We start from the raw sequence: 12,788 nt of genomic DNA on the forward strand, positions 1-12,788 counted from the left end.
GATTGGACCGGAGATCCTTCGGAGAAGATCGGAGGGGAAAGCGTGGCCCCGGGATGGGGTCCCGGGGAAACCGCATGGTTTTTTTAGGTGGTGATTTGGGCGCCGGTCACTTTGTTTTTGCCGTATTTTTCCTGGTATTGCTTGTATAGTTTTCGTTTGATGTCGAGGTAATGTGGTTCTTGCGGGCTGACGTGGATGAGCTGGATGACGGCGATGGGCGGGTTGGGTTTTTGGAAGTGTTTGCCGAGGGACCTGCCGAGGGTTTTGGTGGAGCCGATGTGGTAGTGGCCGGGATATTGGAGGATGTAGATGAGCCAGTTGTCGCTTTTGCCGAAGAGTTGGGGGCAGTTGGGCAGGTAGTAGCATATTTTGTTTTTTTGAGTGTCGTAGTTATATTTTAGTTGTTGGCGGATGTGTTGCTCGTCGGTTTCGAGGTAGTGTCCTCCCCTGACGTTTTGCCAGCGGTATTTTTCCATGTAGTGGAGGGTCATCCAGTTTTCGTATTGGTTGATTTGGCTGATGTGTTCGATGGTGATTTCTTTGATCAGAAGGAGGCTTTGGGGCGGGTATTGTTGTGTCCATTTGGCGCCTTGGCCGGCAAGATGTTGCTGGTAGCGGGTTTGGGGTTGGTCGGCCTGGCCGACGTAGTATTTGTCTTGTTGTAGTTTGAGGAGGTAGAGGTAGGTTTTTAACGGCATGTTCAAAGTTATGTCGTGCTTTAGGTTTTTGGTGGTAGTTAAATCAATCAAACATTGGGCGGGTTCTGTGGTTGTAGTTTATTAAAAAGAAAAGATGGACGACGCTGCTTTCAGAGAACAATTCAAACCGGTGCATGTGCCTGCTGGATTTGATCAGGCGGGCAATTTGCAGGATAAGGTGGTATTTGCTTTGGCAGAGATCGGCGCAGGTACGGCTGATGCGGTTTCACGTAAACTGGAAGCGCTGGAACCGGATATCCCGGAGAAAGAAATCATCGCGAAGGTACACCTGGTGCTGACCGGATTATATAAGAAGGGACTTATAGCCGGGAACGAACATAACAGCGGGCTTGTCTACAATTTGCATAAGATTACCCAGGCAAACGAGGGAAGTGTAAGATAGCTGCCAATATTGCCGTGGCATGTTACTCTGATCAGCGCGAAGGCTGAATGTTTATGCGGGCTTTTAGCGTGTCCTGTTAAAATTCATTTTTTTTTCCGGATTTGGATATTTCGAACTTGTTCCTATTTTTTGGAGATTTGGGGCTATGAAAATTGCTGTACTGGACGATTATCAAAATGTGGCTTTACGATTTGCGGACTGGTCGGGTTTGGAAAAACGGGCGCAGATCACGGTGTTTAACCGGCCGGCTGCTTTGGAGGAACTGGTGCCTTTTGAGGTGCTTTGTGTGATGCGGGAACGGATGCCTTTGAACCGGGAGGCGCTGGAGCAACTGGTGAATTTGAAGCTGGTGGTTTCGACGGGGATGCGGAACGCTTCTTTGGATGTGGGGGCTTGTAAGGATCTGGGGATCGCGGTGGCTTTTACGGAGTATGTCGAGAGCGGGGCGCCGGAGATGACCTGGGCCTTGCTGATGGCGCTGGCCCGGAATATTCCCGTTGAGGCGGAAAACTTTAGGAGCGGCGGCTGGCAGACGACGATCGGTGTGGATCTGAGGGGAAAAACACTGGGAATTCTGGGGCTTGGGCGGATCGGATCGAGGATGGCGCAGTTCGCGAAGGTGTTCGAGATGAAGGTGATCGCCTGGAGCGAGAACCTGACGGAGGAGAAGGCGCATCGTGCGGGCGCGGAACTGGTGAGCAGGGAGCGGTTGTTTAAGGAGGCGGATTTTCTGAGTATTCACTTGGTGCTGAGCGGGCGGTCAAAGGGTATTGTCGGCGCCACTGAACTTGCTTTAATGAAACGGAGCGCTTTTCTGATCAATACTTCGCGGGGGCCGCTGGTGGATGAGACGGCGCTGGTGGACGCTTTGCAGCATGAGCGGATCGCGGGGGCTGCTTTGGATGTGTATGACCGGGAACCTTTGCCTGCTGACCATGTGCTGCGTAGGTTGAGGAATGTGGTGGCGACGCCGCATGTCGGCTATGTGACGGAGTATACGTACCGGGTTTTTTACCGGGATACGGTGAAGGCGGTGGAGAATTGGCTGCGCGACAGAATTTAGTGATAAGCTATTTTTACATTACTTGTTGAGTGCCAGTTGCTGGGTGCCGAGGGCGGCCTGTATCGCGCTGCTTTCTTCCGGGCTTAATTCAGCCAGCCTTAGCGGCTTTAAACGTATGCTGTAGATTTTGATGAGCTGCTTATTCGCCCGTGAGCTGTCGGCGTAGTCTAAATTGATACAAACGAAGGAGCTGCGCGAGATAAAGTTTTTGTAGGTGATGGCGGTTTGTTCCGCCCGGGTATTTTTGGCCGCGGGTACCAGGCTTAAGGAGGTATCCTGGTTTAAGGGAGTGTTTTTGGGCTCAAGGTATACTTTTCCGCGTATATAATGGCCGTAGGTGATGGCGCTATGGATGCTAAACGCGGCGGCGTTGCCGTTATTGGCAAGGGCGTAGCTGAATGTTACGGAGTCTCCTTTAGTGGACCTGGCGATGAGGGGCTGCTGCATTTCGAGCAGTGCGTAACCGGGCTGGTGACGGGCGGGGGTGTCTGCTTTTGGCGGGGTTTGAACGACGTTTTCGGGCACGGCGGCGCTTTCAGCGATGAGTTCGAGGTAGGCGTGGACCAGGTCGTAGGCTCCGGCGCCGGTAAGTACGACAAACCCGGTAAGCAGCAGGGTCTTATACCAGCCCCATTTTTTCTTATTGTACCAATCCCGGATAAACGCAACGGTGATGATCCCGGCACCGGTAAAAAACAGGATTATAGTAATGGTTAAACTCATGATAATGGCATTTGGTACGTCAATATACCATAAAAAAGCGATCCTTTACGCTGATTTACAAATTGCGATTATAGGTGATCGGTTTGTAAATTTATAGCTACCGGGAATACCGGGCTGCTATTTCTGCTGCGGTGATGCTGAACGCCAGGTTTTTAAACAGAACAGGCTTTACTAATAATTAAAGGATGTCGTTGCCTTCGGTTACCAGGCAGCATATTTTGCTGTTTAGCAGACCTTATTCAGCAAGATTTCCCAAATGTGGGATAATTAAAACAATCCTGTTTGAAAAGGACATTTTTGACGCACTCAAATGTTCTTTATCGTCTCTTCATGACGTAAATATGGAGATCAGTTAAGTTAAAATCCTATTAAAAGCGCTGCGTGTGAGTTGCGGCGCTTTTCAACTTGCTGAGCATTTCCCATGTATACTATTTTTAAAGATGCGCGGCAGGCGACCGCGGATATTCCGGACGGCGCCACGCTGATGCTCGAGGGCTTCGGCCTTTGCGGGATCCCGGAAAACGGGATCGCGGCTTTATTGATTTCGGGCGTTAAAGATCTTACTTGTATATCTAATAATGCGGTCTTTGAAGATTTTGATATCGGCTTGCTGCTGCACAGGCAGCGGTTTAAGAAAATGATCACTTCATATGTTGGTGAGAAATATTTAATGCCCCGACACCAAGTGACCTGGTTTGGTTTCGCTTTCTGCTGGAAAATAAATTCCTTGAAAAATTTGGAATTTTACTAAAGGAATTTATTATATTTAGGCGTAATTACCTAATTACTAATTGCTTAAACCTTACAACATGATCAAATATCTTTTTAAAGCCGCTCCACTAATCGCAGCCCTTCTACTCCTTTTAGGAGTAAACAATTTTTCAGTTGCGCAAATTGCTGCAAAGAATCCAGTAAAACTCACGCACGGACAACTTGTTGAACCCCAAAATGAAGCACTTGCAAGAAATAAAATAGATCCGGCGGATTACACAGGGGCCATTCCAATTACTGACATGGACTTCTGTATTGATTTGCAAAAGAAACTCTATGCAAAGCTGCTCGACGCGGCGAATGGCACCCTGGATAGTTTAAGCGATAGTCGTACCGGTTTGAAACAATTTTATCTCGCGTTTTGGGGCCAAAATCAGTACCAAACAAAATTGAATGAGTTAAACGATTTAATCGCAGATTTGGAAAAGCTCAAGTCCAATCCAAAAACTATACCTGCTAGTCCACTTGCTAAAAAAATTGCTTGCACAGCAAAGAAACTGTGCGAGTCCAGCAACTATCAAGCTGTAGCCAAACTTAATGAAAGACAATCTTATCTTCAGGTTGATGTTTACCAAGATGAAGCTGTTCGAAAGTTCGTTGAACGATTTTTCTGCGATGATTGCGATGCATCCTTGCAAAACCTGAGGAAAAGCGATGACTATTTCACGCAGCTTAATGAGCTACGTCAATTGTTCTTGAACCCACCCCAATTAGATGCAGCATTCGAATTTCGCTGTGCCGGCGATGCCAATCCCTTTAATCAGTATTTGAATGAGATAGACAATAATCCATTATATCATTGGTTTGTTCAAAATAAATGCAGCGATGCGCTTTTTTGGATTTCGGGCGGCAGTTTCCGTTTGACCGCATTTTCGGAGTCTGTTAAATATGACTGGCCGAAATTGATTCTTTTTGACAAGATCCTTGATCAGAAAATAGATTCTATCAAGCGCTGTTGCGAAGATGATCCGGAGAAAATACAAACCCTGATTAATGCGCTTAAATCAGGCAAAGTCAGGTATAAGCATTCGGGGGGGTATCTTTTGGGCTTTAAGGACCGAAAGGATATGTTAACTGATGTCTCGTTTGTCAACCATATCCTGATACCTATAATTCAGGATCAGAATTGTTGTGGTACAGGTTATGTTGAGCCCTATAAACGCAAATTTATAATTAATTACGACGCAAGTAACGATTACCGAACTTCCAATTCGTGTTTACGACCATCGGTTTCAGAAGATGAACAAATTGTAATTGCCGTCAATAATATTCCCGCGGAGAAAAATGTGATCATTAGCGGAACCGATATCACAATAGATAATAAGTCAAAAGCACAGATAGCAATTTCCGATATTGGGACGCAATTAGGCTCTGCCTACACAGCAATAAGCGGATTGCCGGCACTTGGTACAGTACTCAACACCAATCCGGTTGTCGTTCCGCCCAATCCAAACATCACCTTAAGTGCAAATTACACCAATGTGCCGCTGCATGCTAATGTACATATGCCGAACTACGCGGGACAAACTCGAAAAATTCTAATTGGCTTTAATATTAAAATAGGCAAACATACCTTGAAATTTCCCGGCGCAAATAAGCGGGATATTCTGGAGGCCTATATAGCTACGGTGGCAGGCGCCGATAGGCCAATTTTTTTACAAGGGTTAACATTCTTTTTGGCCAAATGTAATTCTCAATCAATTAGTATTAAAAACCAATCAGATTTATTAAAAATACAAGAATCGCAAGCGAAACAGGAAGTCGATGATCTAATCAGCCAATTTAAGAAGTTCATGGATGAAAATGCCGAGCGGAAAGCTGCGCCTGCTGTGATCAATAACATGAAGATTGTCCTTGCCTATTTGATCCCTAATCTGGATAACGTGCAGATTAAAGATGCTGAAATCAATGACAAAAGTGAAACGCCTCAATATTCGACAGTCCTTTCAACGTTTGATTTTATTACCGGGCCTAAGGAAAAAGACTATGTATTGACGGAAGAAGCGCCGAAGCCTGGTAAATCAGGCGCAGGGGCTAAGCCATCGGGAGATGCTAGTGATTCAGTCAAAGTCAACAAGTTGAAAGGAAGTTTTAGTGTGGCCAAGAAACACATTGTACAAGTGAGCGGAGGTATCGGAATTACTACCAACGATTATGTGATGAATGACGCGGCAATCGTGAATAATCAGCTTGTGGTCACGCCGAAAGACCAACAAGTCAGCTTTATCATCGGATTGCACTTTTTCCCCGCCGGAGCATTCAATTTGGACAATAGCTTTCTGGGCATTAAAAACAAAAAAAACTTGGAGGGACATTTCTGGAACAGGTTTTCCATCTACACCGGGGTGGGCATTCCCGACCCTTCCAGGAACTTCTATGGGGGGCTAAGTCTTGATTTGGTGCCTGGCATCAGGTTGACCGGGGGTGAACATTTTATTCGTTATACCAAGTATCAAATTACGAACAATGTGATTACCGATCAGGCAGGTGCATTCCGTGGTGCCGGCCCCTTCTTTGGTTTAGCTGTTGATGCAGATTTCGTTGGCAAATTGTTTACCTTATTTAAATAGTGATGAAAGCAATCAAATTTTTAGTTTTATTGGCTCTGCTGTGCGCAGGCTGTAAAAAATATAAAGGATTAAGGGATGACGTAAAAGGTGGCCTATACCTACGCGGAAGATTATTTTACAAAGGTGACTATGCAAAAGCGGATACACTTAGCCCACTGCCACTTGGCGGCAAAACGGTAAAAATCGGGTATTCAGGGGATCATGGAAACAACTATATTAATTCAACTACTACTGACGCAGACGGTTATTTTACGTTTACGAATTTGGGCACCGATAGCACCTATTTCGTATTTGCCCAGGACACCGAAGACTCTATCGGCTTATATGGGAAGCTGATTTGGAAATTAAAGGCTTCATTAAATACAACCCTCGTGATGATGCCTTCTGATTCGCTTCAGAATGGAATCGTATATCATGTCACAGACGGAACCGACGCGGTAAGTAATTGCCAGGTTTGCCTGTTTCGGTCACAATCATTGTCTTCTACAGGAAATTGCGACTTGGCAACCTACACCCTAACAACAAATGCTAATGGAATTGCTTACCTGATGAATATTCCCACGGGAAATTATTATACACTTTTACAATTTAAAATTGATTCGACAAAGAGCCTAAAAGGCTCAGACAATTTTAACGTAGGTTTGGCTGGCATTGCCAAGAGAACGGGGGTAGTAAAGTAAAATAGGGGTAAAACAAAATAAAGAAAACGGGGCCAACTCGTTTTATGTAATGCTACCACTTGACCGGCTCCTTCGACTTCCTGCTGCGGGTGGCGTGCCGGGATATGGATGAAAATAACTTGATAATAGATGAAAATCTGTCTAGGTTGGCCATTAACCGACTTAATGGTTTTTTCGGAACAAACTAGCAAAAGGGTCATCCTGCAATCTGAGAACGGCATATTGGGTATGGGCCCCTATCCTACCGGGGAACGGTATCGGCTGACCTGATCATTGCTGGCAAACTAACGGTTACGTTGCTCCCTTGCGCTTCGATTTTCAATTCGGCGGAGAGTTTCACGATGACCTGAGGCGGGCAAATCGGCCTGACGAAACTCGGCGCCATGGAGGTTTCCATGCGCGGGGATATCGCCAACTGGAAGTTCCCGGGTAAAATGGTGAAAGGGATGGGCGAGGCCATGGACCTGGTGGCTTCGACGGGCCGTATCATTGTCGCTATGCAGCACGGGGATAAGTACGGCGCTTCCAAGCTGCTCCGGGAATGCACTGTGCCGCTGACGGGGTACCGTTGCGTACAACGGATCGTAACCGAACTGGCCGTCGTAGGCGTTCAGCCGGAAGGCGGCTTCCTGCTACAGGAGATTGCGCCAGGCTATACCCCGGAGGATATTATTTCCGCGACTGCCGCCCCGCTGGCGGTCAGCGATCAGCTGGCGCTGATCGCCTGGTAAACAGCATGCGCAGGAAACTTTGCTGCGGATCCGGTAAAAACCGAACAGCGTGCTGAAATTATTTTTTTTATTGCCGGATGGGGACAATACTTCCACATTTGTCCCATTAATCGCCTTCAATTCCCTGCCAAACAGGGTTCTTCATATAGGTTATCAGCAATGGTAAATTTGGTTTTAAAATTTAGTTGGTGGCTAGCAGGGTTCCGCGAGGGAACCCTGTCAAAGCCGGTTCAAACTGCGGCCCGTTTGGGGACGGTCAGCTTGTAACCCAAATCCCGTTTCGCTTCTTTCATTACAAATGTGCTTTGTACCGAGCCGACGATCTTCAGCTGGAACAGCTTTTTCATCAGGAAATGGTGGTAACTTTCCAGGTCACTTACGGCGATCCGCAAAATAAAATCATATTGCCCCGACATGTGGTAACATTCCACCACTTCGTCAAATTGAATGATCTCCTGTTCAAAGGATTCGAGGATGTCCCCTGAATGGTCCTTTAATTGTACATGGGTAAAGGCCATGGTCCGGCGGTCAATCTTGGTATGGTCCAGCACGGCGATGTAGCCGCGGATAATGCCGAATTCCTGCATGCGTTTGACGCGGTCAAATATGGGACTGGAGGTTTTATGTAATTTTTCACCGATCTCTTTATTGGTCAGCCGGGCGTTCTCCTGCAGCAATTGCAGGATCTTGATATCTACTTCGTCGAGGGTATAACTGTGCATAACAGGATTTTTTTCTGAAATTTGATTAAAAACAAGATTTTTTATTGGTTTAATTGGTTGTACTTCAAGTACTTAACGCAAGTTAATGAATTGTTCAAATAAAGCAAGAACGCAGGATAAAATACTGCGGCCGGCCCGCTTAGCAGCATGGTAAACTGAATGTTTCGCGGATTTGGGAAAGTGCCGCCCGATCGGTCAACTTTGATTCCAAATTAGGTTCGTTTGGGGTGGCGGGAGGCCGTCGCCCTTTTTTAAATTTCACAGCATGATCGAATTTCCGGAAGATTTGTATTATTCCAAAGACCATGAGTGGTTGCGGATCAATGGCGATACAGGCAGCCTGTGATTCGATAAGCCCATCGTTCTTTAAAACAATTTGACACTGCTTTAGCAAACGGGAGGCCGGGGCTGCCTTCCGTTTTAAAAAACTCAACGTATCGTTCTTACTTGTAAACCAGATTTATTACGCACAAAAGAAAGTATCCGGGAAGTGGCGTTGCTTCCCGTTTATTTTTTTTCAAAATCCCGGTAAAATTTGCGGAAAAACCACACTCAACAGCAAATAATACTGAATCGGAAAAATATTCTCACGTTTAAATGATTCCGGGCAATTTCGTCCCATGAATAAAAGAACGGTCATTTCATATCACCCTTCACCGGGTATAAATCCACGCTGAAAATTAAAATATGAGAACCCTTGACGCCACCGATATCAAGATCTTAAATATCCTGCAGGAGAACGCCGACCTGGATATCAAGCAGATCGCCGGCATGATCGATAAATCGATTTCGCCGACCCACCAGCGCATTAAGAACCTGTACAAGGACGGCTTTATCAAAAAAAGCGTGGCGGTACTCGATCCGCAAAAGATCGGCCGCGGAACGCTGATGGTCACCCAGGTACGGCTCAATGTACATGCAAGCGAGGGGATCGTGGCCTTTGCCGAGGCGGTAAATGCTTTTCCGGAAGTAAATACTTGTCTCCACTTATCCGGTAAATACGATTTCCTGCTACTCGTATCGTTCCGCAGCCCGCAGGAATATAACCAGTTCCTGAAACATAAACTGGCCGTGCTTCCCGGTGTCGCCAAAGTACAAAGTTCACTGATCCTGGAGGAGTTTAAAGCGAACGGCCCCTACATTGTGGAACCCTGAATCCGCAGCATGATATCCTGCAAAAACCGCCGGTGCAGTATGCTATCCTGAATTTAGCGGCTTTGTTCGGGGTCTAAGCGAAAATTTGAAAATTGCCCCATGTTTAAATTAACCACTCCTACTTTCATCGGGCTTTTCGGCCTGATCAGTTTTCAAAGTTTCGCCCAGGCGCCGGACTGGCAGCACCTCGACCTGCAACAGGACCATGTCTTTGGTATCAGCACGGACAAAGCCTACCGTGAACTGCTGAAAGGCAAGAAAGCCAAACCGGTCGTTGTCGCTATCCTGGACAGCGGCACGGATACCAGCCACCGCGACCTGAGCAGCGTCCTTTGGAACAATCCCCGGGAAAAACCCGCTAACGGACGTGATGACGATCATAACGGCCATATTGACGATACTCATGGGTGGAGCTTTATCGGCGGTGCCAAAGGTGACGTTCAATACGATAACCTCGAACTTACCCGGCTGATCCGTCGTGGTGATGGCAAACAGCGTCCTGAACTGCAAACCGACTTCGACAACCAGCGCAGCCAGGCGCAGGCGACCGTGGCCGGGATCACCCGTTTCCGCGACGTGCTGGATACCATCGTCCATCATATCAATAAACAAGTACCGACTTTAGAAGACTTCCGGGCTTACCAGCCGGAGGGCGCGGCGCAGGCGCATGTAAAAAGTATTTTACTACAGCAGTTGCAGGAAGGTACGTATAATAATTTCAGAAAGCAGCAACTGGAAGAGGGACTCGCGCATTTCCGGGAGCAGGCCGATTACCAGCTGAACCCTGAATTTGATCCCCGTCCTGTTGTCGGTGATGATTATAATAATTCTGCAGAAACAAATTATGGTAACCGGAATGTGTTCGGGCCTTCCGCTTTGCACGGCACCCATGTCGCCGGGATCGTCGGCGCACGCCGGAGCGATACTTCCAAAGTGCGCGGCATCGCCGATCATGTCCGGTTAATGATTGTCCGGGCAGTACCTGACGGCGACGAACGCGACAAGGATATCGCCAACGGGATCCGCTATGCCGCGGATAACGGAGCGAAAGTGATCAATATGAGTTTTGGCAAACCTTATAGCTGGGACAAACCCGCCGTTGACGCAGCGGCTAAATATGCCTTATCCAAAGACGTCTTATTGATCCAGGCCGCGGGCAATTCAGGCGAGAATATTGACAGTACCGCTAACTTCCCTACTCGGGTTTTTGCGGACGGCAGCGGCACCGCCGGCGCTTGGATCGTGGTCGGCGCTTCTGGCTGGCAGGATGACGAACACCTTGCTGCTTCCTTCTCTAATTATGGCAAAACCGCCGTAGATGTTTTTGCGCCGGGCGAACAGATCTTATCCACCGTTCCGGGTAATGCCTATGTCCGCGAGAACGGGACGAGCATGGCGGCGCCTGTCGTAACCGGACTGGCCGCCCTAATCAGGGAATACTATCCCAAGCTGAGCGCCATGCAGGTAAAGGAGATCATCCTGCAATCGGTAAGCAAGGTCTCACATCATGTTACGATCAATAAAAACGGCCAACCCGTCAGCGTTCCTTTCAGCGATCTGTGCCGCACGGGCGGAATCGTAAATGCTTACGAAGCGCTCCGGCTGGCTGAGACCTATACAAAAGAAAAAAAGAGTACCTGAACGAAATAACCGCCTTTCAGGGCTACAACGAAACGCTAAGTTCTTTATTACAAATCTGAAATCTATACAATTTAATAGGGGTAACATTAAGTTGAAATGCGCCGGGAGCGTCCGGCGCATTTATTTTTGTTATGCCCCATTATAATTATATGAGCAACAACACCTGAAAATAATTGCCATATGGAAACCCTATCTCAAAAAATTAGTTCATGACGGCATCGCCGTAGTGAAGCTATAAACTATCTATCCGTTTATAGCCGTTTATAAACGTGTAAATGCTCATTTTCATGGCCAACTGTCCATACGTTTGTACCAACAAACAAAAAAGAAAATGAGACTATTATTTGTATTTGGTTTCTTCGTAACCTATGGAGCGGTATTAACCGCAACCGTAAACAATCCATGGCCAAACTTCAGCGGCGTAATCATCTTGTGGTTTATGATTTATTTGATCACGGCACCTGCCCGCAGGCGCAGGGAATACTGGGAGAACAGAAGGGCGCTCCAGGAGGAATACTGGCGCAGCTCCATCCGCTATCAAAACAGGTATCGGTATTAGGACACAATACCTTATAGATCATAAAAAATTATGGGAACCGGGGAATTGGAATAAAAAAGGGTAAGTTCTATTTTTGAAAATTAAACTTACCCCTCTGGTTTTGTTAACGCCCCCGTGAGCGTTTTATTTCGGAGCCGGTTTGCTTTAAAGTATCGGCTTGAGGTGCGAGGCTCATTTGCAATTCCAATTGTGTGGGGTAGACCGAATTCATTGCATTTCGAAACGTTGCTATCTCAGATTTGCTTGCATTTCTTTTATGCATCATTTCAAGAACGCTCTGACACTGATCATCAAAATAAGCCAGCATTTCAGAGGTCCACTTTTTATCGATCTCTTCTTGTAAAATACGAACTGAGTCAGTTGGGTTAGTTGCAAGTAAAGTCAACCCCTGCATATGTCCATCGGCATCAGGGCGAAAAGACCGAGTATATAATTGCAGTTTGTGATATAGATTTTCTATCTGTACGGCGTATAAGGTTGGAGCAAGTAAAAAGTATCGGGAATCATGTGCAGTTTTACCAACCAGCCTTCCGCTGTTTTCTTTGAATTTCATGTCTTCAAAGCGTGCATGGGTATTAATCAAACTAAACTTTGGGTGAATAGCTAATATTTTGATTTCAACACGATAATCTTTTTCACGGAGATCAGTAATTGTCTGGTTCATTTTATGACCAGATGAAAACGTTGTTTCGAGGATATAGTTCAAACGGTTAGCTTCGCAATATGAGCGTAAACCTTCATTCCATTCTTGTGCGTATTGCGCTGTTATTTCCGGATAAAATTCTTCGAAGTTTCGCTTGATTTCTTGAGCTTTCGGGTGAAAGTCTCTTAAAGTATCTGCATTGCAAACAACTACATTACAGGCAAGTTCTTCAACAGCTAGTATTTCTAACTCGGTTTTACCGGCACCAGGTTGTGCACCGAGGATAATTACTGTAGGAGTTTTTGAAGGTTTGATACCCTTTGTATATAATTCAATAACTCCCCTTTGCAGGATGTTAAAATCAGTAACCGAAAGATAATATTGACCTTTTAAAGCCTTTGACAGATCCGTCGGTACGGTATCGCTCCC

At 46.4% G+C, this 12,788-nt stretch carries 14 protein-coding genes; 10 read left to right on the forward strand and 4 right to left on the reverse strand.

Features of this window, described 5'->3' with window-relative positions:
* Positions 1–83: 83 nt before the first annotated feature.
* Positions 84–698 (reverse strand): GIY-YIG nuclease family protein, encoded by a 615-nt coding sequence (locus FO440_RS18275; protein ID WP_144249723.1) that lies wholly within the window; start codon positions 696–698, stop codon positions 84–86.
* 94 nt (positions 699–792) lie between these two features.
* Here FO440_RS18275 and FO440_RS18280 point away from each other — a divergent pair, with 94 nt between their 5' ends.
* A complete protein-coding gene (locus FO440_RS18280; RefSeq protein WP_144249724.1) occupies positions 793–1,101 on the forward strand; it encodes a hypothetical protein in 309 nt (102 codons plus the stop codon).
* A gap of 145 nt (positions 1,102–1,246) precedes the next feature.
* The gene (locus FO440_RS18285; RefSeq protein ID WP_144249725.1) at positions 1,247–2,164 is read left to right on the forward strand and encodes a D-2-hydroxyacid dehydrogenase family protein; all 918 of its coding nucleotides are present in this window, start codon (positions 1,247–1,249) and stop codon (positions 2,162–2,164) included.
* Between the two features lie 18 nt (positions 2,165–2,182).
* Here the strand turns inward: FO440_RS18285 and FO440_RS18290 are convergent, their stop codons facing one another.
* Positions 2,183–2,887 (reverse strand): hypothetical protein, encoded by a 705-nt coding sequence (locus tag FO440_RS18290; RefSeq protein WP_144249726.1) that lies wholly within the window; start codon positions 2,885–2,887, stop codon positions 2,183–2,185.
* A 421-nt stretch (positions 2,888–3,308) separates the two neighbouring features.
* Here FO440_RS18290 and FO440_RS18295 point away from each other — a divergent pair, with 421 nt between their 5' ends.
* The 5 genes from FO440_RS18295 to FO440_RS24900 all read left to right on the forward strand — a co-directional run bounded on the left by FO440_RS18295 (position 3,309) and on the right by FO440_RS24900 (position 7,639).
* On the forward strand, positions 3,309–3,638 hold the full coding sequence (locus tag FO440_RS18295; RefSeq protein ID WP_144249727.1) for a CoA-transferase: 330 nt from the start codon (positions 3,309–3,311) through the stop codon (positions 3,636–3,638).
* Between the two features lie 58 nt (positions 3,639–3,696).
* Entirely contained in the window at positions 3,697–6,228 is a 2,532-nt protein-coding gene (locus tag FO440_RS18300) for a hypothetical protein (protein ID WP_144249728.1), read from the forward strand.
* A gap of 2 nt (positions 6,229–6,230) precedes the next feature.
* Positions 6,231–6,908: a DUF4198 domain-containing protein gene (locus FO440_RS18305; protein ID WP_144249729.1), complete on the forward strand. Its 678-nt coding sequence runs from the start codon at positions 6,231–6,233 to the stop codon at positions 6,906–6,908.
* A 59-nt stretch (positions 6,909–6,967) separates the two neighbouring features.
* Complete coding sequence (locus FO440_RS25135; protein WP_144249730.1) at positions 6,968–7,096, forward strand: Lrp/AsnC ligand binding domain-containing protein; 129 nt, start codon at positions 6,968–6,970, stop codon at positions 7,094–7,096.
* A 195-nt stretch (positions 7,097–7,291) separates the two neighbouring features.
* Complete coding sequence (locus FO440_RS24900; RefSeq protein ID WP_246104258.1) at positions 7,292–7,639, forward strand: CoA-transferase; 348 nt, start codon at positions 7,292–7,294, stop codon at positions 7,637–7,639.
* 230 nt (positions 7,640–7,869) lie between these two features.
* On the opposite strand, the gene FO440_RS18320 is transcribed toward FO440_RS24900, so the two are convergent.
* Complete coding sequence (locus tag FO440_RS18320) at positions 7,870–8,361, reverse strand: Lrp/AsnC family transcriptional regulator (protein WP_144249731.1); 492 nt, start codon at positions 8,359–8,361, stop codon at positions 7,870–7,872.
* A 687-nt stretch (positions 8,362–9,048) separates the two neighbouring features.
* Here FO440_RS18320 and FO440_RS18325 point away from each other — a divergent pair.
* The 3 genes from FO440_RS18325 to FO440_RS18335 all read left to right on the forward strand — a co-directional run bounded on the left by FO440_RS18325 (position 9,049) and on the right by FO440_RS18335 (position 11,716).
* A complete protein-coding gene (locus tag FO440_RS18325; RefSeq protein WP_144249732.1) occupies positions 9,049–9,516 on the forward strand; it encodes an Lrp/AsnC family transcriptional regulator in 468 nt (155 codons plus the stop codon).
* Between the two features lie 99 nt (positions 9,517–9,615).
* Positions 9,616–11,157: a S8 family peptidase gene (locus FO440_RS18330; protein WP_144249733.1), complete on the forward strand. Its 1,542-nt coding sequence runs from the start codon at positions 9,616–9,618 to the stop codon at positions 11,155–11,157.
* Positions 11,158–11,488: 331 nt separating this feature from the next.
* A complete protein-coding gene (locus FO440_RS18335; protein WP_144249734.1) occupies positions 11,489–11,716 on the forward strand; it encodes a hypothetical protein in 228 nt (75 codons plus the stop codon).
* 103 nt (positions 11,717–11,819) lie between these two features.
* Here the strand turns inward: FO440_RS18335 and FO440_RS18340 are convergent, their stop codons facing one another.
* Positions 11,820–12,764: a zeta toxin family protein gene (locus tag FO440_RS18340; protein ID WP_144249735.1), complete on the reverse strand. Its 945-nt coding sequence runs from the start codon at positions 12,762–12,764 to the stop codon at positions 11,820–11,822.
* Between the last annotated feature and the right edge of the window lie 24 nt (positions 12,765–12,788).

The organism is Mucilaginibacter corticis (genome assembly GCF_007558865.1).
GTDB classification, from domain to species: Bacteria; Bacteroidota; Bacteroidia; order Sphingobacteriales; family Sphingobacteriaceae; genus Mucilaginibacter; species Mucilaginibacter corticis.